The sequence below is a fragment of the Hymenobacter glacialis genome, assembly GCF_001816165.1.
GTDB classification, from domain to species: Bacteria; Bacteroidota; Bacteroidia; order Cytophagales; family Hymenobacteraceae; genus Hymenobacter; species Hymenobacter glacialis.
On the sequence record NZ_MDZC01000076.1, the window covers coordinates 1 to 22,414 of the forward strand.

17 protein-coding genes, 1 tRNA gene, 1 pseudogene and 1 riboswitch are annotated in these 22,414 nt (G+C 62.4%); of the genes and pseudogenes, 11 read left to right on the forward strand and 8 right to left on the reverse strand.

Annotation, left to right across the window (positions count from 1 at the left end):
• Positions 1-141: 141 nt before the first annotated feature.
• The 3 genes from BEN48_RS11940 to BEN48_RS11950 all read right to left on the reverse strand — a co-directional run bounded on the left by BEN48_RS11940 (position 142) and on the right by BEN48_RS11950 (position 2,904).
• A complete protein-coding gene (locus BEN48_RS11940) occupies positions 142-1,116 on the reverse strand; it encodes an IS630 family transposase (RefSeq protein ID WP_070735175.1) in 975 nt (324 codons plus the stop codon).
• A 100-nt stretch (positions 1,117-1,216) separates the two neighbouring features.
• Positions 1,217-2,158 (reverse strand): DUF808 domain-containing protein, encoded by a 942-nt coding sequence (locus BEN48_RS11945; protein ID WP_070735176.1) that lies wholly within the window; start codon positions 2,156-2,158, stop codon positions 1,217-1,219.
• A 293-nt stretch (positions 2,159-2,451) separates the two neighbouring features.
• Positions 2,452-2,904, reverse strand: a complete 453-nt coding sequence (locus BEN48_RS11950; RefSeq protein ID WP_070735177.1) for a GNAT family N-acetyltransferase — start codon at positions 2,902-2,904, stop codon at positions 2,452-2,454.
• 129 nt (positions 2,905-3,033) lie between these two features.
• Between BEN48_RS11950 and BEN48_RS11955 the strand changes: the two genes are divergently transcribed.
• Positions 3,034-4,410, forward strand: a complete 1,377-nt coding sequence (locus tag BEN48_RS11955; protein ID WP_070735178.1) for a PQQ-dependent sugar dehydrogenase — start codon at positions 3,034-3,036, stop codon at positions 4,408-4,410.
• 7 nt (positions 4,411-4,417) lie between these two features.
• Here BEN48_RS11955 and BEN48_RS11960 read toward each other — a convergent pair whose 3' ends face one another.
• On the reverse strand, positions 4,418-5,404 hold the full coding sequence (locus BEN48_RS11960; protein WP_070735179.1) for a cation diffusion facilitator family transporter: 987 nt from the start codon (positions 5,402-5,404) through the stop codon (positions 4,418-4,420).
• 265 nt (positions 5,405-5,669) lie between these two features.
• Between BEN48_RS11960 and BEN48_RS11965 the strand changes: the two genes are divergently transcribed.
• The 6 genes and pseudogenes from BEN48_RS11965 (at position 5,670) to BEN48_RS11985 (ending at position 14,407) form a co-directional block, all read left to right on the forward strand.
• Positions 5,670-7,001, forward strand: coding sequence for an Nramp family divalent metal transporter (locus BEN48_RS11965; RefSeq protein ID WP_206599856.1), 1,332 nt, complete (start codon positions 5,670-5,672; stop codon positions 6,999-7,001).
• Positions 7,002-7,136: 135 nt separating this feature from the next.
• Entirely contained in the window at positions 7,137-9,593 is a 2,457-nt protein-coding gene (locus BEN48_RS11970) for a TonB-dependent receptor (RefSeq protein WP_070735180.1), read from the forward strand.
• A gap of 191 nt (positions 9,594-9,784) precedes the next feature.
• A complete protein-coding gene (locus BEN48_RS11975) occupies positions 9,785-10,639 on the forward strand; it encodes a transporter (RefSeq protein ID WP_125932610.1) in 855 nt (284 codons plus the stop codon).
• A 176-nt stretch (positions 10,640-10,815) separates the two neighbouring features.
• Positions 10,816-11,041: riboswitch (cobalamin riboswitch) on the forward strand.
• A 161-nt stretch (positions 11,042-11,202) separates the two neighbouring features.
• Positions 11,203-11,670, forward strand: a pseudogene (locus BEN48_RS19815) (TonB-dependent receptor); the annotation flags it as partial.
• A gap of 431 nt (positions 11,671-12,101) precedes the next feature.
• Entirely contained in the window at positions 12,102-13,187 is a 1,086-nt protein-coding gene (locus BEN48_RS18230) for a TonB-dependent receptor domain-containing protein (protein WP_158010170.1), read from the forward strand.
• 152 nt (positions 13,188-13,339) lie between these two features.
• A complete protein-coding gene (locus tag BEN48_RS11985) occupies positions 13,340-14,407 on the forward strand; it encodes a YncE family protein (RefSeq protein WP_125932611.1) in 1,068 nt (355 codons plus the stop codon).
• Between the two features lie 264 nt (positions 14,408-14,671).
• On the opposite strand, the gene BEN48_RS11990 is transcribed toward BEN48_RS11985, so the two are convergent.
• Complete coding sequence (locus BEN48_RS11990; protein ID WP_070735184.1) at positions 14,672-14,938, reverse strand: hypothetical protein; 267 nt, start codon at positions 14,936-14,938, stop codon at positions 14,672-14,674.
• 157 nt (positions 14,939-15,095) lie between these two features.
• On the opposite strand from BEN48_RS11990, the gene BEN48_RS11995 reads away from it, so the two are divergent.
• Together BEN48_RS11995 and BEN48_RS12000 are read left to right on the forward strand one after the other, a co-directional pair.
• Positions 15,096-15,698 carry a thioredoxin family protein gene (locus BEN48_RS11995; protein ID WP_070735185.1) on the forward strand — a complete coding sequence of 201 codons (603 nt, stop codon included), beginning with the start codon at positions 15,096-15,098 and terminating at the stop codon, positions 15,696-15,698.
• Positions 15,699-16,117: 419 nt separating this feature from the next.
• Positions 16,118-16,690: a helix-turn-helix domain-containing protein gene (locus tag BEN48_RS12000; RefSeq protein WP_083321025.1), complete on the forward strand. Its 573-nt coding sequence runs from the start codon at positions 16,118-16,120 to the stop codon at positions 16,688-16,690.
• Positions 16,691-16,765: 75 nt separating this feature from the next.
• Here BEN48_RS12000 and BEN48_RS12005 read toward each other — a convergent pair whose 3' ends face one another.
• Positions 16,766-17,119 (reverse strand): four-helix bundle copper-binding protein, encoded by a 354-nt coding sequence (locus tag BEN48_RS12005; RefSeq protein WP_070735186.1) that lies wholly within the window; start codon positions 17,117-17,119, stop codon positions 16,766-16,768.
• 274 nt (positions 17,120-17,393) lie between these two features.
• Here BEN48_RS12005 and BEN48_RS19820 point away from each other — a divergent pair, with 274 nt between their 5' ends.
• The gene (locus BEN48_RS19820; protein WP_241502259.1) at positions 17,394-19,757 is read left to right on the forward strand and encodes a B12-binding domain-containing radical SAM protein; all 2,364 of its coding nucleotides are present in this window, start codon (positions 17,394-17,396) and stop codon (positions 19,755-19,757) included.
• Between the two features lie 94 nt (positions 19,758-19,851).
• Here BEN48_RS19820 and BEN48_RS12020 read toward each other — a convergent pair whose 3' ends face one another.
• Together BEN48_RS12020 and BEN48_RS12025 are read right to left on the reverse strand one after the other, a co-directional pair.
• Positions 19,852-20,922, reverse strand: coding sequence for a hypothetical protein (locus BEN48_RS12020; RefSeq protein WP_125932612.1), 1,071 nt, complete (start codon positions 20,920-20,922; stop codon positions 19,852-19,854).
• A 17-nt stretch (positions 20,923-20,939) separates the two neighbouring features.
• Positions 20,940-21,485, reverse strand: coding sequence for a GNAT family N-acetyltransferase (locus BEN48_RS12025; RefSeq protein ID WP_070735188.1), 546 nt, complete (start codon positions 21,483-21,485; stop codon positions 20,940-20,942).
• 401 nt (positions 21,486-21,886) lie between these two features.
• Here BEN48_RS12025 and BEN48_RS12035 point away from each other — a divergent pair.
• Positions 21,887-21,959 (forward strand) — tRNA-Gly (locus BEN48_RS12035).
• Positions 21,960-22,414 lie beyond the last annotated feature (455 nt).

Genomic DNA, 22,414 nt, shown 5'->3' on the forward strand with positions numbered 1-22,414 from the left:
CGTTGGGCCCGTCGAACTCAGCAAATAATCCGTGTACAGGTCCAGCGTGCAAGTCATCATAAGCCAGTTAACGGACCAATCAACTCAACGACTGCCTAAGTAGTCATGCAAAAGTAACCGTATACTCTTTTCCGATTCGATTCAGGCGTGTTCGATGCGCTGAAGCAACGTGTGGTCGGATTGGTAGTCTTCGGGCCGCACCCAGTAATGCTTGCAGCGGTGCCAGAGCAGTTCGATGTGGTTGAGTTCGGGACTGTACGGCGGCAAGAACAGCAGGCGCAGCCCTTTGGCGGCCCATTCGGCGTGGCAGGCGCGGACCGCGTGGGCTTTGTGAATCGAGGCGTTGTCGAGCACCAAGACGGTGGGACGGTCCAGGGACTGGGCGAAGTCGTGGACGGCCAGCACGAACAGGTCAGCCGTGAGCGCCCCGGCCCGTAGGTAGGCGTGCAGGGGCTGGCCGGGGGCGTGGGCCTGCCAAAAGCCCAGCGCGGAGTGGCCGCCGTTGCCACGCACGGCGGGCAGGGCCACCGGGGGCTGGCCCCGGCGCTGCCAAGCGTAGGGCACGGGGGCCTGGCGCGAGAAGCGACACTCGTCCACGTAGACGACGGCCAGTTCGCCGCGGGCTTCGGCCCGGTGCAGGTCCCGCAACCGGGCCTGGCAGGCAGCAAAGGCAGCCGGGTCGCGCTGGCCCCGCAAGGAGCGCCGGCAGCGCTTCCAGGCGTAGCCGGCAGCCCGCGCCATCCGGCGCAACGTGCTGCTGTGCAGTTTAACGCCAAAAGCGCGGCGCGGGCGGGGAATCAAGCGCCGCAGCTGTTGGGTGACAGGGCCGAGCCAGGCAGTTACTTTTTTTGGGCCGCCGGGGGCAGCGTGGGGGGTATGGCCGGCCCGGTGGCCTTCCAACAAGCCCGCCAGGCCGTGGTCGCGCCACGCGCTGAGCCAGCCGTGAACGGTAGCGTAGCGCACGGCAAAAAAGGCCACCAAATGGTTCACGCTCTGGCCCCGGTGGTGGCCCAGCACGGCTTGGGCACGGCGGCGCTGGCGGGGATGGCGGGCGTGATGGCTGCACGCGTCGAGGGTCGCCACTTCCTCGACGAGCAGGGCAAGGGGAACAAGCATCTGCCAAAAGTACCCCACCTTATTTTCATGCGCTTATTTATGCACCACTGCTTAAAAGTGGCCAGTGTATGGATTTGCTCAAGTTGACACACTGCCGGCCTCACCCAACTTTGGGACTGTCCTGTTTGCCCGGCATTATCATCTTCACCAACAGCACGAGTTTCTCTACCACAAAACCAATTCCCAATCCGGCCACTGCAGAGGCCAGCGCCTTCGCCAGCCAGGCCACGACCGGAATATGGGCCAGGGACCGGGCCAAATCGTCCAGCAAGTGACTGGTGACTGGAATGCCGTGGGCGATGATTTCGGCCCCGACCCAGAGCATGGCCACCGTGCCCACATAGCTCAAGATGCTCAGGAAGCGCGGCATGAATTTCACGATACCGCGCCCTAGTTTTTGCATCGCGGGGTGGAATTTATCCTGGGCCAGGTGTACGCCGATGTCGTCGGCCTTCACAATGAGCCCCACGAAGCCATACACGGCCACGGTAATAAAAACCGCCACGGCCAGCATGACCAGAATCTGGTTGACGATGGACTGGCCCGTTACCTGGCTGTAAGCAATGGCCATGATTTCGGCCGACAGGATGATGTCGGTGCGAACGGCCCCCGCCACCCGCTGCTGTTCCAGCTCCTCCGGCGTAATCTGTTCGAGCTGTTCGCTTTCTGCATCCACCGCGGGGTGTTTGCTGAACATGGAATGCACCTTCTCGTACCCTTCGTAGCATAAATACGCCCCGCCCAGCATGAGAATAGGCGTGATGGCCCACGGCGCAAAATACCCCAGCACCAGGGCCGCTGGCGTCAAGATGAATAGTTTGTTGATGAGGGACTTTTTCGCAATCTGGAAAATAATCGAGAGCTCGCGGGAAGGGTCGAGGCCCACGACGTACTTGGGCGTCACGGCCGTGTCGTCGATGACAATGCCGGACACTTTGCCGGTGGTTTTGGCCACCTGCGCCGGCACGTCGTCAAGGCTCGCCGCGCTGGCTTTCACCAACGCGGAAACGTCATCTAATAAAGCAAAAAGACCGGAAGCCATGGGGCAGGTGTTTGGGGGGAATAGAAATTTCGTTAGCAGGGGAGGGCGCGGTGTCGCTTTCGCAGCCTTCAACGGGGCCGCAAGGTAAAGCGGTTTGGCGAGCACACGCTGGCCGTAGTCTAAGCGCAGCGACGACTGCGCGCCAATTGTAAAGCGAGTTTGTAACTCGCCCGCAGGGAGGCTACCGCCAAGGCGAGTTGCAAACTCGCTTTACAATTGGCGCGCAGTCGTCGCTGCGCTTAGACTACGGCCAGCTGCGCTTCTACAACAGCCAGATAATCATTCCAAGTGGTTCACCCGTACGGGTTCGGATGCTTGATTTCCAGCCAGCGGTCGGGGCGGTCCAGCGGTTCGTAGCCGAAGCGCTGGTAAAGGGTGTGGGCGTCGAAGGTGGCGAGCAGGTGGCGGCGCAGGTTTTGCAGGTCGGGGTGGGCCAGCATCTGCTTCACCAGCCACTTGGAGAGGCCGTGGCCACGGTGCTCGGGCAGCACAAACACGTCGCAGAGCCAGGCGAAGGTGGCGCGGTCCGTCACCACGCGGCAGAAGCCGGCCTGGCGCCCGTCGGGGGCGTAGAGGCCGAAGTTGAGGGAATGGGCAATGGCGCGCTCCACGGTGGCCCGGGAAATATTGCGCGCCCAGTACGACTCGTTGCTGAGCCAGCCGTGCACGGCGGCCACGTCGAGCCGGCCGGGGTCGGTGCTGATGACGTAGCCCGTGGAATGGATTTCGGTGATGAATTCCGACATTAGCAGAAGCGGGTGTTGAATGCGCCGCAAGCTACTACCGGCTGCCGCACGGCGGCATCCGGACTATCCGGGGTTTCGTTTGTTGAAGCAGTTCAGTCCGTTCTTCTTGCTCATTCTTTGCGTCTTGCCATGAAATTTCTACGCAACACCGCGCTGGCCTTTTGGGCCGCGGGGCTACCAATGGCGGCCTGCGCTCAGGCCCCGGCCCTCACCACGTTTCCGGTGGGCACTACCACCGTCACGGCCTCGGCCCTGACCACCGGCCTCGACCACGTGTGGGAGCTGGTGTGGGGCCCCGACAATTTCCTGTGGATGACGGAGCGCGGCGGCCGCATCAGCCGCGTGAACCCGGCCACCGGCCAGGTGCAGCTCCTGCTCTCCGTGCCCGACGTGACGCCCACCGGCGAAAGCGGCCTGCTGGGCATGGCCCTGCACCCCGACTTTGCTACCACGCCCCACGTGTTTGTGGTGTACAACTACACCGATGCCGGCAGCCTGAAGGAGAAAGTGGTGCGCTACACCTATTCAGCCGCGGCGGGTAGCCTCACGGCACCGCTGGTGCTGCTCGGCAACATTCCGGCCACCACCACGCACAGCGGCTCGCGCCTGCTCATCCTGCCCGACCGCACCCTGCTCATGACCACCGGCGATGCCCAGCTGCAGCCCGAAGCCCAGAACCGCGCCTCCCTCAACGGCAAAATCCTGCGCCTGAACCTCGACGGCACCGTGCCCGCCGACAACCCCACCGCGGGCAGCCTGGTGTACACGCTGGGGCACCGCAACGCCCAGGGCCTGGTGCGCCTGCCCGACGGCCGCCTCTACAGCTCGGAGCACGGCCCCAGCAACGACGACGAAATCAATAAAATAGAGCCCAACCGCAACTACGGCTGGCCCAACGTAGAGGGCGCCTGCAACCTGCCCAGCGAAGCCGCCTTCTGCGCCGCCAATAACGTGCGCGAGCCCCTCACGACCTGGACGCCCACCATCGCGCCGGCCGGCCTCACCTACTACGACCATCCGGCCATTCCCGGCTGGCGCGGCAGCCTGTTGCTGGCCACCCTCAAAAACCAGCAGCTGGTGCAGCTGCCCCTCAACGCGGCCGGCGACGCCATCACCGCGCGCCCCGTGTTTCTGACTTCGGCCTTCGGGCGGCTGCGGGCCATCTGCGTGTCGCCCGAAGGCCGGGTGTACCTGGGCAGCAGCAATGGGGGCAGCGACCGAATTATTACCTTGGAAAACCGAGCGTTTGTAGCCTCGGCCACCCGGGCGGCCAATGCGTTTGCTTTTGAGCTGTTCCCGAACCCTGCCCGACGGCAGGCCACCCTGCGCCAGCCTCTGGCCAACGCCCGCGTGACGGTGCGCGACCTGCTGGGCCGGGCGGTGCTCACGTTGCAGGGAGTGGGCCCCACCGCTGTGTTGGACCTGGCGGGCCTGCGGGCCGGCAGCTACTCCGTGCAGGTGGAAGGCGCCGCGGGCAGCGCCACGCGCCAGCTGCTGGTGGAGTAAGTCACGGCTAGTCCAGCCGGTGGCGCTGGTTACGCACGGCGTTCTGCAGCGTCCAGGGGATGGCGTGCTGGAAGGGGTGCTGGCGCACGGGGCACTCGGCCATCAGGCACAGGGAGCACGCGGCAAACGTGCAGGGGTCGGCGTGCACAAACATCTCCACGTCCACCGCAAACCGCTCCTTGATAAGCTCTTCGATGTCGAAGAGCTGCGAATGCACCTCTTCGAGGGTGAAATAATACGGCATTTGCATGTGGCAGTCGATGTGCAGGTTGGCGCCGTAGCGCTGCACGCGCAGGTTGTGCACGTCTATCCAGGGGGCGCGGCGCTGGGCCTGCAGCTCCTCAATCACCTCAGTCACAATGGCCGTGTCGGTCTCGTCCATGAGGCCCGACACCGAGCGGCGCACCATGCGCCAGCCGTTCACCAGAATGAAGCCGCCCAGCAGCAGCGCCGCAGCGGAGTCGAACTCCACCATGCCGGTGGCGGCCACCAGCAGCAGCGCCACCGCCGACACGATGGACGTGAGGGCGTCGAGGTACAGGTGCTGGCCGTCGCCCACCAGTGCCACCGATTTCAGCTCCTTGCCGTTGCGCACCAGCAGCAGGCCCACGCCCAGGTTCACCACGGCGGTGGCCGCCATCAGCAGCACGCCCCAGTCGGCGCGGCCCACCGGGTGCGGGTGAAAGAAGCTGAGCGTGGCGCTGTAGAGGATGTAGGCCCCCGCCATAACGATGAGGCCACCCTCAAATCCCACCGACAGGTACTCCACCTTGCCGTGGCCGTAGGGGTGGTTTTCGTCCTTGGGCAGCTCGGCCAGGTACAGGCTGTAGAAAGCAAACCCGCTGGTAAACACGTTGATGATGCTCTCCAGCGCATCGGTGAGCACGGCCTGGGAGCGGGTGAGGTGGTAAGCGTAAAACTTAATAGCCAGCAGCCCGGCGCTCACCACAATGGAGAGCAGGCCGAGGCGGCGCTTGATTTGGGAGGACGTCATGCAAAGCGGGATTCGGGGCAAAGGTCGGGCCGGCGGCACCAAACATCGGGCGGGCCATTCCGCAAGCCTTCCCCAGAACGCCGCAGCCGGCCCCGTACGGGCCGCATTACGGTGAAAATAAAAATCCGCCGGCGGGGTGAACCTTTTATTAGATTTCCTGTATTTAAAGCAGTCGAAAATAATTTTTAGACTGCCCTAAAAATTCCGTACATTTGCTTTGAACCAAGACCTTAACGTGCCTCCCTCCACTCTTACCGATTCCCAGTTGCCGGCACCCGAGGCGGGCTGGCGCAAGCCCCGCAATGCCCCGTCGCTGCGCGAGGTGTACGGTTCCATCAAAGTGCCGCCGGCCAACGCCTCGTTCTGGCGCAAGCTGTTCGCCTTCTGGGGGCCGGGCCTGATGGTGGCCGTGGGCTACATGGACCCCGGCAACTGGGCCACCGACCTGGCCGGCGGCTCGCGCTACGGCTACGCGCTGCTGTCGGTGATTTTGATTTCCAACCTGTTCGCCATGCTGCTGCAGCACCTGTCGGTCAAGTTGGGCATCGTGACGGGCCGCGACCTGGCGCAGGCCTGCCGCGACCACTACTCCAAGCCAGTGGCCATGGTGCTCTGGTTTCTGTGCGAGGTGGCCATCGCCGCCTGCGATTTGGCCGAAGTCATCGGCTCAGCCATTGCCCTGAACCTGCTCTTTGGCCTGCCCCTGACCTGGGGCGTGGTGCTCACGGTGCTCGACGTGCTGGTGGTGCTCTACTTTCAAAACAAGGGTTTCCGCGTGATTGAAAGCATTGTGGCCGGCCTCACCGTCATCATTTTCGGCTGCTTTGTCTACGAAATCATTGTCTCGAACCCCGACTATTTCGCCATGCTCGGCGGCCTGGTGCCCCGGCCCGAAATCGTGACCAATCCGCAGATGCTCTACATCGCCATCGGCATTCTGGGGGCCACCGTGATGCCGCACAACCTGTACCTGCACTCCAGCATCGTGCAAACCCGGCAGATTGAGCAGACCGTGCCCGGCAAGCGCATGGCCATCAAGTTTGCCACCATCGACTCCACCGTGGCGCTGTTCCTGGCCTTCTTTGTGAACGCCGCCATTCTCGTGACCGCCGCCGCCGCCTTCCACAAAACGGGCCGCTACGACGTGGCCGACATCAACGACGCCCACCAGCTGCTCACGCCAGTGCTGGGCGCAGGCGCGGCCAGCATGCTCTTTGCCGTGGCCCTGCTGGCGTCCGGCCAGAATTCCACGCTCACCGGCACCCTGGCCGGGCAGATTGTGATGGAAGGCTTCCTCAACATCCAGCTCAAGCCCTGGCTGCGCCGGCTGCTCACCCGCGGCATCGCAGTGGTGCCGGCCCTCATCGTCACCATTATTTACGGCGAGAAGGGCACCGGCCAGCTGCTGGTACTCAGCCAGGTTATCCTATCACTGCAGCTCAGCTTTGCGGTGGTGCCGCTGGTGCTCTTCACCAGCAGCAAGGCCAAGATGGGCGTGTTTGTGAACCGGCCTGCGGTGCAGGTGCTGGCCTGGACGGTGTCGGGCATCATCATCGTCCTCAACGTGTATCTGCTCTGGCAAACCTTCTTCGGCTAATTACCTTAAGCGCCGTTTACTGGCCACGGCCAGTTCTCAAAACACTCCCTCAAATCCCTTCCCCTTTAGTGTTTGTAAAAAACACCGCCGAAGCGCGGGTGGGACTCTTTGTGCTTTTTTTTTAAGACGTTAGCCATGAAAATCATTCTACTACTGCTCCTGCTGCCCCAGCTGCTGCTGGCCCAAACGGGCACGCTGAGTGGCACCGTGCGCGACGACCAGCGCCGGCCCGTGCCCTTCGCCAGCGTGGCGGTGCCGGCCGCCGGCCTGGGTGCCACGGCCGATGCCCAGGGCCTTTTTCAGATTGCCGACGTGCCCGCGGGCACCGTGCGGCTGGTGGCCAGCGCCGTGGGCTACAAGCCTACTACCCGTAATGAAACCTTGGCCGCGGGCCAGGCTCTGGCCGTGCAACTAACCCTGGCAACGGCCGCTGCCGAACTCACCGAAGTGGTGGTGACGGGCGTGAGCCGGGCCACCGAAATCCGGCGCAGCCCCGTGCCCATTGCCGCCATGAACCGCCGCGAAATCAACCTCAACGCTAACACCAACGTTATTGACGCCGCCGTACGGGGCATTCCCGGCCTGAGCGCTGTCACTACCGGCCCCAACGTGTCGAAACCTTTCATTCGCGGGCTGGGCTACAACCGCGTGCTGACCATGTACAACGGCCTGCGCCAGGAAGGCCAGCAGTGGGGCGACGAGCACGGCGTGGAAGTAGACGGCTACGACATTGAGCGGGTGGAAGTGGTGAAGGGCCCCGCCAGCCTGCTCTACGGCTCCGACGCCGTGGCGGGCGTGGTGAACCTGCTGCCCGCCCTGCCCAACGGCCCCGAGGGCCAACTGGGTGGCGAGGCCCTGGCCGAGTACCAGTCCAACAACGGCCTGCTGGGCAACTCGCTGGGTTTGAACTACCAGAAAAACGGCTTCCAAACCAGCTTCCGGGCCAGCCACCGCCTGGCCCGCGACTATAGTAACAGCGTGGACGGCCGGGTGTACAACACCGGTTTCCGGGAGCTCACCCTCACCGGCATGGCCGGCGTGCGCAAGGCCTGGGGCAGCTCGCACTGGTACCTCACCCTGTACGACAACCAGCAGGAAATACCCGACGGCAGCCGCGACTCGCTCAGCCGCCGCTTCACCCGCCAGGTGTTTGAGAGCGGACTCGACGACATCAAAAACCGGCCGCTGGCTACCAACCAGGAGCTGCGTTCCTACGGCATCGGGCCGCTGCACCAGCGCATCCGGCACTACCGGGCATTCACCAAAACGCAGGTGCAGCTGGGCGGCGGCGAGCTGCACCTGTTGCTGGGCGTGCAGCAAAACAACCGCGAGGAGTTCAACCACCCCACGGCCCCCGCCCAGCCCGGCCTGGCCCTGCGCCTCACCACCTACACCTACGACCTGCGCTACCACCTGCCCACCTGGAACGGCCTGGAAATCAGCATCGGCAGCAACGGCATGGGCCAGCTCAACCGCCACCAGAACGCCACCGACTTCCCCATTCCAGACTACAACCTGCTGGATGCCGGCGGTTTTCTGCTCCTGAAAAAACCGGTGGGCAAAGTAGAAATCAGCGGCGGCGTGCGCTACGACACCCGCCTCGTGACGTGGAATGATTTTTACGTGGCCCCCAACCCAGCCACCGGCTTTGAGGCCGCCGCTGGCCCGGCCACCATTGATGCTGCCCTGCAGTTCCCCGCGTTTCGGCGGCGCTACCAGGGCGTGTCGGCCAGCCTGGGTGCGAGCTATGCCGCCACCGAGCAGCTCACCCTGCGCGCCAACCTGGCCCGCGGCTACCGCGCCCCCAACATCCCCGAAATCGGCTCCAACGGCCTCGACCCCGGCGCGCACATCGTGTACCTCGGCAACCGCAGCTTCCAGCCGGAGTTCAGCTGGCAGCAGGACGTGGGCATGCTCTGGCACCAGCGCACCTTCGACGCCAGCGTGGAGGTATTCCACAACTTTGTGCAGAACTTCATCTACCAAGCCCGTTTGCTTGACGCGGCCGGGCAGCCCGTGGTCATCGTGCCCGGCAACACCACCTACCAGTTCCAGCAGGCCGCCGCCCGCCTCTACGGCATCGAGGGCAGCCTGAACCTGCGCCCCGCCGCCATGCCCTGGCTGGCCTGGAACACCAGCCTGGCCCTGGTAAACGGCCAGAACGCTGAAGCCAGCTTGCGGGAACGCCAGGGTGCCGCCGGCCGCTACCTGCCCCTGATTCCGCCGCTGCGGGGCCGCTCCGAAGTGCGGGCCACGCTGCCCGCCCGCCCGGGCCGACTGAGCGCCACCTACCTCCGGGCCTCCGTGGACGCCAGCGCCCGGCAGGGCCGCTTCTACGCCCTCGACAACACCGAAACCGCTACCCCCGGCTACGCGCTGCTGGGCCTGGGCGCCGGCACCACTTACGCCAACCGCGCCGGCCGCCCCGTGGCCCAGGTGTTCCTGCAGGTCGATAACGTGTTTGATACCGCCTACCAGGCCCACCTCAACCGCCTCAAGTACTTCGAATACTACCAGGCCGCGCCCAACGGCCGCTCGGGCATCTACAATCCCGGCCGCAACATGAGCGTGAAAGTGGTGGTGCCGTTTTAAGTAACCAGGGTTGAATCTACCCGTTCCGACCGCTGTAGGCGGTCGGAACGGTTAAAGAACCACCGGTTTAGCCGTCACGACGACCGGTCTGACCGCCTACAGCGGTCGGAACGGGGCAGACGTTTTCTGGCGCGCTGCCACGAAGCTTTGTGGAAAGCACGCCCAAAAACCCACGGGTGCGTACACCGCCCATGAAACACTTTTTCTGGCTGCTATGGCTGTTGCCTTCCCTTGTGGTTGCGCAGGAATTTTCCAAGCCTTCGCCCTATGATTCGGCCCATTTCAGCTGGCGCAAACCCGTGCCGCGCGACCGCCTGCGCGAGCTGCAGCCCGACCGCCCCGGCGTCACGGAAAGCCCGTTCACGGTCGATGCCGGGCACCTGCAGATTGAAGTAGATGGCCTGCGTCTGGTGAACAGCGGCACCGGCCGCGAAGCCCGGGAGCGCGAGCTGAGAGTGGCCTACACCAATCTCAAGCTGGGCCTGAGCCGCCGTACCGACCTGCAGCTGGAAGTGCCCGTCTACAAGGTGACCAAGCAGCGGCCAGCCGATGCCTCCGAATGGCAGGAGCGTCACTCCGGTTTTGGCGACGTCACGGTGCGCCTCAAGCACAACTTCCTCGGCGATGACCGCAACCACCGCGTGGCCGTGGCCGCCATCGGCTTTGTGCGCCTGCCCAGCGGCGGCCTCGCCGGCGGCGGCGGCACCGAATATGGCCTCGTGCTGCCCCTCAACGTGGCGCTGAGCGACAAAGTCAGTCTCGAAGCCCAGCTCCAAACCGACCTCAGCTACGACCGCGAAGAAGCCCGCCGTTTCGTCGGGTTCATTCCATCGCTGGCCCTGGGATACGACTTCACCGAAAAGCTGGGGCTGATAACCGAAGCCGTGGCCCAGTGGAACACCCAGCAGCGCCGCTGGCAAACCTCTTTCAACATCGCACCCCTCATCAAAGTAACCGAAAACCTGCAGCTGGACGCCGGTACCCACCTGGCTCTGGACCGCCTGAGCGACCGGGAATATTTCGTCGGTTTCACTCTGCGCCGGTAGGTGAAAAACGGGTAACGAGCCGAGGATAAAAGGACGTCATGCTGAGCTTGCCGAAGCATCTCTACCGCGCTACTAAATTAAATTAGTGTTGCGGTAGAGATGCTTCGGCAAGCTCAGCATGACGTTTCTGTGCGCTCAGCATTACGCATCGTTCCTCATTCCTTACCGCCCTTGGCCTATCTTTGTCCCGTCAAGGTGCCAGACCCCAATTGCGGGGCGCGGCTGAAAAGGGAATCCGGTTCAACGCCGGAGCTGTCCCCGCAACTGTACGCTCCACAACGGAGTGGGCCTCACATGCCACTGTTCGCGCCTGGTTTTCAACCCGAAAACCGGCGCAGTGAATGGGAAGGCGGCCCACTCGGCGGAGCAAGCCAGGAGACCTGCCCGGACATTCACAGGTTCAGCATTCGCGGAGGACGGATGGAGAAAGAGAGCAGCAGCCGCCTTCGGGAAGCTGGTTTACCAACTGTTTTTCGGCCTCGGCCCGGTAGCGGTTTTCTTCAGTCTGAAGCAAGCTGCGGTGGGTTTTGAATCGAATTTTCTTTATCGAAAATTTGATTCGGATGCGTCTTGTCTTTTTTAATCTGACCGCGTGGCGGCTCGAGCTGCTGCTGGCGTTGCTGGTCAGTTTCACTGCTGCGGCCCAGGCCCCGCCCGATTCTGCCCAGCTCAGCCAGCGGCTATTGCGGCTGCCCGAGGTGCGGGTACGCGCCGTGGGCCCCGAGCGGTTTGCCGTGGGCAGCCGCCGGCTGGAGCTGGACTCGGCCGTGCTGGCCCAGTACCGCGGCGGCAACCTGGCCGATGTGCTGCAGGCCCGCACCCCCATTTCCCTCAAAAACTACGGCCCCGGCCAGCTGGCCACCATTGCCCTGCGCGGCACCTCGGCCCAGCACACCGCCGTGCTCTGGAACGGCCTGAATATCATGCTGCCCACCCTGGGCCAAAACGACTTTGCGCTCCTGCCAGTGGGCGCCACCACGCGAGTGAGCATTCAGCCCGGGCCCGCCGCCGCACTTTACGGCAGCGGCGCCGTGGGCGGCGCCGTGCTGCTGAACAGCGACCCCGATTGGCGGCCCGGCTTCTACGGCAGCGTGCAGGCCGATGCCGGCAGCTTTGGCCTGCGGGGCGGCAGCCTGGAGGCCCGCACGGCCACGCCCACGGTGGCAGTGCGCATAGCCAGCAGCTACCGCGAAGCGCAAAACAACTACTCCTACGTGCTACGTGAGGCCCGCGGCCCCGTGCGCCACACCCTGCGCAACGCGGCGCTCCGCCACCAGTGGAGCATCAGCCCCGACGTGGCGTGGCGCGTGGGCACGGCCGGCGAAGTAACCGCCGCCGCCTGGCTCACCGACACCGACCGCGAAATACAGTCCGGCGTGAACGTGACCGGCACCCAGGCCGAAGAGCGCGACCAGAGCCGCCGCTTGGTGCTGGGCTACCGCCACGTGGCCGCCCGGCGGCAGTGGGCCGTGCGCGGCGCCTGGTTCGAGGACATTCTGAACTACCGCGATGGCGGCGCCCCCAGCAACTCCCGCGTGCGTACCACCAGGCTCAGGCCGAGCGCACCACCGCGCTGGGCGTCCGCGGCAGCCTGCGCCTGGGTGCCGAAGTCCAGCGTTTTGCCGCGCTGGTCGACGGCTATGGCTCGCAAAGCATCGCCGAAAGCCGCGCCGCTGCCTTTGCCCTGCTGCGCTACGACCCCCGCCCCGGCTTGCGCCTCTCGGCCAACCTGCGCCAGGCGGCGCTACCCGCAGGCCTGGCCCCGCTTACGCCAACCGCCGGCCTGGAGTGGGACCTGTTGCAAATTGGCAACGATACCCTCAGCCATTCCCTCGCGCAGTCCCTCACCGCCAAGGCCAGCGCGGCCCGTAGCTACCGCGCGCCCACCCTGAACGAGCGGTACTGGCTGCCCGGCGGCAACCCCGACCTCCGCCCCGAGTTGGGTGTGGGCTACGAGGCTGGCCTGCGCCACCGCCTGGTGTGGCCCGGTGGCCTCACGGCCGAAACCGAGCTCACCGTCTTTCGGCAGGACGTGGACGACTGGGTGCAGTGGCTGCCCAGCGCCAGCACCGGCATCTGGAGCCCGCGCAACCTGCGCCAGGTGCGTAGCCAGGGCGTGGAGGCCAGCACCGCCCTGCGCCTGCGCCAGGGCCGCTACGCGGGCGGCGTGCAGCTGGCCTACCACTTCACTGACACCCGCAAAACCCAGGGTATCGCTGCTGATTCCGACCCCGTGGGCGTGCAGCTGGCGTTTGTGCCGCAGCACCAAGCCAGCTTCAGCACCGACCACCGCTGGCGCGAGTGGCTGTTGAGCGGTACGGTGGCCTTCACCAGCTTCCGTTACATCAACGCTTCGGGTACCGACTTTTTGCCGGGCACCGGGTTGCTGGGAGCCACGCTGGGGCGCACGCTACGCGGCCCTGCCGGCACGAATCTGCTGGTGCTGGTGCAGGCCACCAACCTGCTCAACCGGGCTTACGACACCTACCCCGGCCGCCCGGCCCCGCCCCGCGCTCTGAGCGCCAGCCTGCGCCTGAGCTGGCATTAGAAAAAAAAAATTCCAGATGAGCAGGACTGCTCAAAGGCAACAAATCCTTCCCATTCACCTGCCGCGCTCACCATCTCACAAACCCCCGTTCGCACTTTTCACGCCCCTATTTACCCATTCTTCTTTTGCTGGTCACGGCCGGTCTAATCATCATGAAAAAACAAGTTATGCCCTTCCTCGCAGCGTTGGCTTTGCTGACCGCGTGCGACCCCGATAGGGAAAAAGCGACGCCGGCCCCGGAAACCAATGGGGTGTTTGTGCTCAGCGAAGGCCAGTTCGGCGCCGGCGATGGCGCGGTGAGCGTCTTCGACAAAGCCACCAAGGCCCTGACGGTTGATGCCTTCGGGAGCGCCAATGGCGGGACCAAGCTTGGCGACGTGGTGCAGAGCATGGGCGTGCAGGGCACGCGTGGCTATATCGTGGTCAATGCCTCGAACAAAATTGAAGTCGTGGACCTGCCCGGCTTCAAAACGGCAGGCACCATCAGCGGCATCGAGCAGCCGCGTTACTTCACGTCCACCTCCGCCACGCGGGGCTACGTCACGGGTTGGAAAGGCCCGTTTACCAACTACCTGCCCGGCACGCTCAGCATTCTTAACCTCGCCACCAACACCGTGAGCAGCACCGTGACGGTGGGCCGCAACCCCGAGCAGCTGCTGGCCCTGGGCGGCAAGATATACGTGCCCAACAGCCTCGACAACACAATTTCGGTAGTGGACGAAGCCAGCGGCACTGTTTCCTCAACCATTACCGTATCCGACGGCCCGTCGAGCATGGTGGCCGACAAGGACGGCAATGTCTGGGTGCTGTGCTCAGGCTTCGTGACTTACCTGAGCGCACCGCCTTACACGGCCACGCGGGTGTCCAACGGTGCCCTTATTCGCTTCAGCCCCAGCAGCCCGGCCACGCAAACCAAGCTGGCTTTTCCCGCTACCGGCAGCCCCAGCCAGCTGCGCATCAGCCCCGCCAAAGACCAGCTGTTCTACAGCTTCAGCGGGGCCGAATACCAGGTGCCCACCACGGCAACGGCCCTGCCCACCACGCCCTTCATCCGGCGCAGCTTCTCCGGCTTTGCCATCGACCCGCGCGATAACACCGTGTACGGCGCCATCTCGCCCAGCTTCACCAGCAACGGCCGCTTTATCCGCTACCAGCCCTCGGGCGTGGCCATCGATTCCTTCACCGTGAAGGTGGGCCCCAACGGCTTCGTGTTTTATTAAAACCTGCTGCGCAACGTCAGCTACAACCTCGTCCTCCCTTTCCCGATTCTTTTCTGCAAAAAGGCAAAAGGCCCATACCGATTGGTATGGGCCTTTTTGTGTGCAACAACCGATAGGCGCCTGTGCGACACCAGGAGTTGTTGGTCAGCAGTTTCAATACTGATAAAGCAAGCGTCTACAAAGGCAAGCCCAGGTATTAAGCGGCGAGAGGATTCCTCCTTCGGAACTTTAGGTAAGCATGACAGCGCTTGTTTTAACGGGTAGCTAGTCGGCGATGCCGTCGTGGTTACGGTCTGTGGCTTTGCCGGCGGCTTTGTAGAGGTCGCGGCCGGTCACGGTGCGAACGGTATCGCGGACTAGGCCGGCCGTAGCCGAGTCGCTGCCAGCAGTGCCGGCAGCATAGTGGCTGTCTTTATTGTGGCCGCGTTCCACATTGGTGTCACCATCCTTGGTGCCGGAGCTGCAGGCGCTGAAAGTGGCAGTGAGAACACAAGCCACGGCGAAGGGGCGGAGGAGTTGTTGGAAATTCATGAAAAAGCGTGAGAAAGGGAGTTGGAATTGAGCAACACTGCAAGGTAGAGAAATAACGCACTGCGGTGCAACAGAACCCCGGGGGCAGGAAGCGGTTGTAGCGGGAGGCGCACCCTGCGGGCTGCGTTCGCTTCCGCATTCTTTTATTTTTGTCTTGATGACCAATACATCTCATTTGCCGGCAGTGGTGCCGAGTCCCGCTTATACTTACGCGGAGTTTCGGGCGCTGGTGGGTACGTTGGCTGCCGAGCACCGTACCAGCGGCCCCGACCAAAGTCCGGGCCTAATACGCTACACCGACCAGAACCAGGCGCACCTCGACCGGTCTTACGCCGTGCCGCTCCTGCCCGAGCTGGTTGACAAAATTCGCCAATTGCCCCAGCCGGAGCAATGGCTGGTATTGGGCGAGGCCTGGTGCGGCGACACGGCCCACCTGCTTCCCACGCTGGCGCGTCTGGCGGAGGAAAGCGCCGGTAAAATTCAATTACACCTGCTCCTGCGATCCGACCACCCCGACCTCATGGCCGCGCACCAGACCAACGGCGGCAACAGCATCCCCAAGCTCATTCGGCGCGATGCCGCCTCCGGTGCCGACCTGGGCGACTGGGGACCGCGCCCCGCTGCCGCCCAGCAGCTGGCAAAAGAGCTGCACGCCGATAAGGATTTGCACGTTAATGCAATAATCAAAGCCATGAATGCCTGGTATGAGGCCGACAACGGCCAGGCCATGCAGCAAGAACTGCTGGCCCAGTTGGGGTAGGGGAGTGGCGAACCCAAATTATTCCCTATTTTCACCTTCCCAAATTCTAACTGAATGCCGCTGCCACTCCGCCGTCGCCTCGAAAAAAAGCTTGCTGCCTACCCGTGGCGGCAGGTGGGTGTGTTGGCAGGCATCAGTTTGGTATTGGCACTAATGCTGGTTGGTTATCTGTTTGGAAGCAGTGACCAATTCTTTAGTCGACTTTTTTCTGCTTTTCTCGTACTGTTCTGGCTGCTGGCTGTTACGTTCCTAGCCGTGGTGCCGTTCGTGACGTGGGCCACCGGGCATTGGTTTGGCCGTGGCTGGGCGGAGGTGTCTACCCCCGTGCCGCGTCCACGCCGGGCTGTGCCCGTTTCTGCAGCAGCTCGTTCCTATTCTTCACCGGCCCCCTCACGGCGGCCCGAAACACGTTAAAGCCCTTGAAAACCAACCTACTGCATATCAAAAACATGGTGTGCCCCCGGTGCGTCGAAGCCGTGCACAACCTGTTGGAGCGCGCCGGCTACCGGACCACTGCCGTGACTTTGGGCGTAGCCGAACTCGATGAGGCCACGCCCGCCGACCTCGAAACTGTGGCCCCGCTGCTCGAAGCCGCGGGCTTTGAGCTGCTCATGGGTCGCGCCGAGCAACTCACCGAACAGATTAAAACCGTGCTGGCCGATTACCTCGAGCACCTGCGCACGGCCCGCTCGCCGCTCACTACCTCGGCTTTTCTCACCGACCGGTTTGCGGCTACCTACTCGCACCTGAGCAAGGTGTTTTCGCGCACCGCGCACCTCACCATCGAGAAATACCTCATTCGCCTCAAAATTGAGCGCGTAAAGGAAATGCTCAGCTACGGCGAGCTGACCCTGAACCAGATAGCCGACCAGATGCGCTACAGCTCGGGCCAGCACCTGAGCAACCAGTTCCGCCAGGTCACGGGCTATTCCGTGAGCGAGTTCCGCCGCCTGATGTTGCCCGAGCGTGTGTCGCTCGACGCAATTGCCTAGGCATCCTCCGTTAGATTGAACGCAAAAAAGGCGGCCCTTTGCAGGGTCGCCTTTTTCTTTGTCTGAACTGGGATGTTAGGCAGCGTAGGCACGGCAGGCCTCCAGGCAGGCTTTGCAGGCAGCTGCGCACTGCTGGCAATGGTCGTGCTTGTGCTGAACGCACTCGTCGTGGCATTTCTGGCAAATTTCCATGCACTCCTTGAGCACGTGCTGGGCGTGGTCGGAACCGCGGGCAATGAAAGCAGCCGTGAGGCGGCAGATGTCGGCACAGTCGCGGTCGAGGCGAATGCAGGGTACCATCATCTTAATGTCCTCCTCATCGAGGCATACATCGGCGCACATTTCGCAGGCCGCAATGCAGCGGCTGAGTGCGTCAATCACGGCACGGTTGTCTTTGCGGGTACGAGGGGAAGCAGTGGAGTGATTCATCAGGAAAGGGGTTTAGTGAAAAAATCAATTCTTATTCAATGTTTTACGGGGATGCCGGAAGTAAAGCCATACAGAATTTGCGTCGCGACCCAATAGGATTCAGGCATCTGCTTATTACCGTCCTTTATGTGTGGCCAGTCCACTTTTGTAGGCTGATTGGGGTAGCTCATCATATAAAGAGGCCCAAGGGAAAGCTGCACCACCGCCAACTATGCCCGACCTTTGCCCGAAATGAACCCCGGCCCCCTTTGCCGGGTTAGTTGCTGCCGTGTCCATTGTCTCCCCCCGCATCCTGCTCCTCACGCCGCCGCTCACGCAGCTCAACACTCCGTACCCGGCCACGGCCTACATTAAGGGTTTTTTGGGGGGGCGAGGCTACCATGTAACGCAGGCTGATATGGGCTTGCAGCTGGTGCTGCGGTTGTTTTCAGTAGAGGGATTGAAGCAGGTTTTTGCCGAAATAGAAGCCGGAGAATTCGCCCTGAGCGATAATGCCAGGCGCATGCTGCGCCTGCAAAACCGCTACCTGTCCACCATCACGCCAGTCGTCCGGTTCCTGCAGAATAAAGACCTCACGCTGGCCCCACGCATCTGCCACGGCCGCTTCCTGCCCGAAGCCAGCCGCTTCGACAACGTGGCCGACCTGGAAACCGCTTTCGGCACCATGGGCCTCACCGACCAGGCCCGCCACCTGGCCACGCTTTACCTCGAAGACCTCGCCGACCTCATCAAGGAAACCGTGGGGCCGCACTTTGGCTTCTCGCGCTACGCCGAAAAACTGGCCCTTTCCGCCACCAGCTTCGAGCCCCTGCACGAGGCCCTGCAGTCCGCGCCCAACCTGCTCGACCACCTGCTGCTGGAAGAGCTGGACGCTCTCATAGCCCGCGTGCAGCCCGATGTGGTGGGCTTCACCGTGCCCTTTCCCGGCAACCTCTACGGGGCCCTGCGGCTGGCCCAGCGCATCAAGCAAACCAGCCCCGCTACGCCCACCATCATGGGCGGCGGCTACCCCAACACCGAGCTGCGCACCATTCAGGAGCCGCGCTTTTTCGATTACATCGACTATTTGACGTTAGATGATGGCGAGGGCCCGTGGCTGCGGCTACTGGACTACTTAGGCGAGAAAAAAGAACGTCATGCTGAGCGCAGTCGAAGCATCTCTACCGCTTCGTTGAACGGTCCTGGCGAAGCAGTAGAGATGCTTCGGCAAGCTCAGCATGACGTTCTAAGCGAAGTCCGGGAGGGTAGCGAGGCTACCGATGAAGTACACTGCGCCCTCCGAACCGTCGTCTACGCGCCGGATGCCAGCAGCCAGCTCCAGCGCACCTTTCTCCGCAATGCGCAGGGCCAGATTGAGTACATCAACCACCCGCACCCCGACGTGTCGCACCACGAAGTGGGCACACCCGACTACTCCGACCTGCCCCTGACCGAGTACCTATCGGTGCTGGAAGTGCTAAACCCCATGCACCGCCTCTGGAGCGACGGCCGCTGGAACAAGCTCACCGTGGCCCACGGCTGCTATTGGAAGCGCTGCTCGTTCTGCGACGTCACCCTGGACTACATTTCCCGCTACGAAACGGCGCCCAGTACCCTGCTGGTCGACCGCATCGAGCAAATTATTAAGCAGACCGGACAGACCGGCTTCCATTTCGTGGACGAAGCTGCCCCGCCCTTGGCCCTGCGCGACCTGGCCGTGGAACTGCTCAAGCGCCGCGTGGCCATCACCTGGTGGGGCAACATTCGCTTCGAAAAAACCTTTTCGCCCGACCTCTGCCGCCTCCTGGCCGCCTCGGGCTGCATTGCCATTTCGGGCGGGTTGGAAGTGGCTTCTGACCGCCTCCTTGCCCTTATGGAGAAGGGCGTGACTATTGCGCAGGTGGCCCGCGTCACCGATGGCTTCACCCAGGCCGGCATCATGGTGCACGCCTACCTAATGTATGGCTTCCCCACCCAAACCGCGCAGGAAACCGTGGACAGCCTCGAAGTAGTGCGCCAGCTATTTGCCGCCGGTGTGGTGCAAAGCGGCTACTGGCACCGCTTTTCGATGACGGCTCACTCGCCTGTGGGGAAGAATCCGGCCAAGTACCAGGTAGCGGCCATTGGCCCCGAGCCCGAAGGTTTTGCCTGGAACGACCTCTGGCACGACGACCCGCTGGGCACCGACCACGAAGCCTTTGGCCCCGGCCTAGCCAAGTCGCTCTACAATTACCTGCACGGTGTGAATCTGGATGAGCCCCTAGGCTTTTGGTTCGACTTCAAAACGCCCCGGCCCACCACGCCGCGCCACCTCGTGCAACACGCCCTGCAAACTGCCGAAAAACCCGATTTAGCCCGGCAAAACCAGCGCCTGTTCTGGCTCGGCAATGCACCAGACCTCCGCATTGAGCAGGGCAAAAAAGCCCCCCGTGCCGTGCTTACTTGCTACGAGCAGGCCGAAGATTTTGAGGTGAAAACCACCGTCGCCACCGGCCATTGGCTGCACCAGCTACTCACCCAACTCAGCCACGACTACGACACCAAAGTCCTGCTTAAAGAAGCTGCTGCTGGTTTCCCGGCAGGGGAGGGGTCGTTTGAAGCTTTCCTGCAAAGCCCGGCGTGGCAGCTCCTCCGGGAAAAGGGCTTGCTGCTGATTTAGCACAGGGTTTCGCCAATCGAGAAGGGGCCTCCAACGCTTTGCTTCACTTTAACCCAACAAAAGCGCTTTTCACCGGGTGGAACCCTGCGCCTCGTTATTGGCTATGTAGCCACGCTACCACCTCATTCGGCAGACCGGGGCCGAAACGCGTGCTCAGCGCATTGGGCACCAGCAGGTCGGGGCCTGCGCCGCGATACGTGCGTACTGGGGCCCCACGCCGCCCGCCCAGCGCGTTGCGCATCAGCAGCGCCTGTTGCGGCGTTGCATTACTTCCCCCATACAGAGCCAGAATGGGCACCTTCTGATTCCTCAGCTCCCGTAAGGCCGTGCGCGTACCGGAGCTTAAGCTCACGTTCTGGATTATAACAAATGCAGCTTGCAGAGCACCTGGGCCGGTCATGCTTTCGGCTAGGGCCGCGGCCCGCATTCCCGCCGCCCACACGCCAATGCTGGCAGTGTCGGCCCCAGGCGTGGCGCGAAGTACGTTTAAAGCTACCTGCAGGCGCGGGGTTTCCAAGGGCGCGGAAGCGGAATCAACGGCCGGCAACATCAGTACGATAATGCCTTCGCGGGCCAGTGCATCGGCCCAAAGTGCAGCTGCCGGGGCGGTTTCCGTGTCGGGCAACAAAGCCAGGGCAGCGCCGGGTGTTCCCGTATCAGAAGGGGAAAAAAGCCATGCCGAGCCCCCATCCTGCGCCAGCTCCTCTACCCGGTACGTGCTGGGGGTGGGCATGCCGCGCTTCAGCAGAATGATTTCGGCTTTGGCAGAGTCCAAGTCCAGAGAGCCACGCCAGAAATCACCGTCCAGCGTCAGGTTAAGCACCTGAGTAGGCCGTGCCGGGCGCCGAAGGCGCAACTGGTTATCATTAAAAAAAATAGTGTCCGCAACAAAGCTCAGCGTACCGGTAGTAGGCACAGTGAGTTCGGCTTCGTAATGGCCGGGGCTGGGATGGCGGATATCGAGCGCGGCGCGCATTGCAGGTTGCCCGGCAAGGGTAATGCTGCCCTCGTAGTGGCCCACGGGTGGTGGCGTTGCTGCTCCGGCTTGGTCCTGCTGCGACTGGCAGCCCGCGAAGGCAATCACCAGCCACATCAGGCCCAGCACCCACTTGGTGGGATTATAGCATGTTGGTAGGTGGCGCATCATCAGTGCAGGCGTAAGCATTTCCAAAAGTAGGCAGTTTAGCGCCCCGCCATGCCTTTGCGCAAAATCAAATCAGTTTGCACATCCTGTCCCAACCGGAATTCATGCTGCCCAATTTCGCGGAACCCGAACCGCTGATAGAAAGCGCGGGCACGCTCGTTCTTCTCCCATACGCCCAGCACCACAGCGGAACAGTGCAGCTGCTCGGCCAAGGCCAGAATTCCCCGCATCAAGGCTGCCCCCAGGCCAGTGCCCTGCCAGTCGTCGCGAACGTAGAGCCGCTCTATTTCCAAACGGCCCGCCGCTTCTTGCCCATCTGTAAGGCCCAGCGGCGAATTGTCGCGTAGCTTGGCATAGCCTACCAACTCCGCCTGCATATGCGCCAGCAGAAAGGTGTTTTCACGGTCTTGTAGCTCGGCTAGTTGAATGTCGGGACCAAAATTGGCCTCCAGATAAGCATTCATGTCCGCTTGGGTATTGGTAGCGGCGAAAGTGTCCAGAAACGTCCGACGGCCCAAGTCAGCTAATTGTGCAGCGGTAACGGGGTTGGCCTTGGCCAGCGAAATGCGTAGGGGAGATGACATAACTACAAAGGTCGAACACTACCCGCCTATTTACAGCATTTCATCCGCATCAGCGTCTCGGGCCGTGCGGCCACCGCGGCGCATCCGCAGCCCCATCCGCATTAGCAGCCCACAAGCCAGCAAACCCACCAAGTTAGCTGTCAGCTTAAGGGCAGTAGGGCTCTGATAGCCTACCGTGCTCCAACTATACGCTCCTAAAAATACTTTCATCAACAGCCCAACGCCCAACATACCCCCACTGAGCAGTAGCAGCATGCCGACCAAGCGGCGGGTAGAAGGGGGGAGAGGAGTAGCCATTTCTCCAGTTTCATACGCATCAGCCAAACCAGGGGTTGGCAAACCCGCAGCCATAGGTTGGGAATCCGGTTCTTTAGCGTAATTTTGACATACCAAATAACCCCGCGAGAGTAGCTCAGTTGGTAGAGCATCAGCTTCCCAAGCTGAGGGTCGCGAGTTCGAACCTCGTTTCTCGCTCATTGATTAACACCCACTTATCATTAATGATAAGTGGGTGTTCTGCTTTTGGGTTAAAAGCCAGTTTAATTAACCTAGGTTAAGCACTGAGCAAACCCATAAGCATTCTTGTGTCGCCAACACTATAAAATTGAAAGATACTACGTTTGCAACACTGTATCTTCCGACTACATGATAGGCTTAGGCATTTAACGCGTAACAAATCGCTAAAGCCAAGTGCTCAAGTAGTCAATAATGTTTAGTTACACTCAGCAGCGTCCACAGCCTTATATTTAAACAGTTAAGGCTGTTCATAAATTAAATAAGGTCAATAGCAGAGCGTTAACACTGAATCAGGCGGAGTTGGGGGGGTGGTGTAAAAGCGCAATGCCTGCCGCTGGTGAAAGCGGCAGGCATTGCGGGATGTAAGGTTGGCGGCGACCGACTCTCCCACCGGTGAAGGCAGTACCATAGGC

Excerpts from the sequence above, each read along its gene's own strand:
- BEN48_RS12005 (WP_070735186.1), bottom strand. The coding sequence starts at position 17,119 with ATGAATCACTCCACTGCTTCCCCTCGTACCCGCAAAGACAACCGTGCC.
- BEN48_RS11940 (WP_070735175.1), bottom strand. The coding sequence starts at position 1,116 with ATGCTTGTTCCCCTTGCCCTGCTCGTCGAGGAAGTGGCGACCCTCGAC.
- BEN48_RS12025 (WP_070735188.1), bottom strand. The coding sequence starts at position 21,485 with ATGTCATCTCCCCTACGCATTTCGCTGGCCAAGGCCAACCCCGTTACC.
- BEN48_RS11945 (WP_070735176.1), bottom strand. The coding sequence starts at position 2,158 with ATGGCTTCCGGTCTTTTTGCTTTATTAGATGACGTTTCCGCGTTGGTG.
- BEN48_RS11960 (WP_070735179.1), bottom strand. The coding sequence starts at position 5,404 with ATGACGTCCTCCCAAATCAAGCGCCGCCTCGGCCTGCTCTCCATTGTG.
- BEN48_RS11995 (WP_070735185.1), top strand. The coding sequence starts at position 15,096 with ATGACCAATACATCTCATTTGCCGGCAGTGGTGCCGAGTCCCGCTTAT.
- BEN48_RS11955 (WP_070735178.1), top strand. The coding sequence starts at position 3,034 with ATGAAATTTCTACGCAACACCGCGCTGGCCTTTTGGGCCGCGGGGCTA.
- BEN48_RS11950 (WP_070735177.1), bottom strand. The coding sequence starts at position 2,904 with ATGTCGGAATTCATCACCGAAATCCATTCCACGGGCTACGTCATCAGC.
- BEN48_RS11985 (WP_125932611.1), top strand. The coding sequence starts at position 13,340 with ATGAAAAAACAAGTTATGCCCTTCCTCGCAGCGTTGGCTTTGCTGACC.
- BEN48_RS11975 (WP_125932610.1), top strand. The coding sequence starts at position 9,785 with ATGAAACACTTTTTCTGGCTGCTATGGCTGTTGCCTTCCCTTGTGGTT.
- BEN48_RS12020 (WP_125932612.1), bottom strand. The coding sequence starts at position 20,922 with ATGCTTACGCCTGCACTGATGATGCGCCACCTACCAACATGCTATAAT.
- BEN48_RS11990 (WP_070735184.1), bottom strand. The coding sequence starts at position 14,938 with ATGAATTTCCAACAACTCCTCCGCCCCTTCGCCGTGGCTTGTGTTCTC.
- BEN48_RS11970 (WP_070735180.1), top strand. The coding sequence starts at position 7,137 with ATGAAAATCATTCTACTACTGCTCCTGCTGCCCCAGCTGCTGCTGGCC.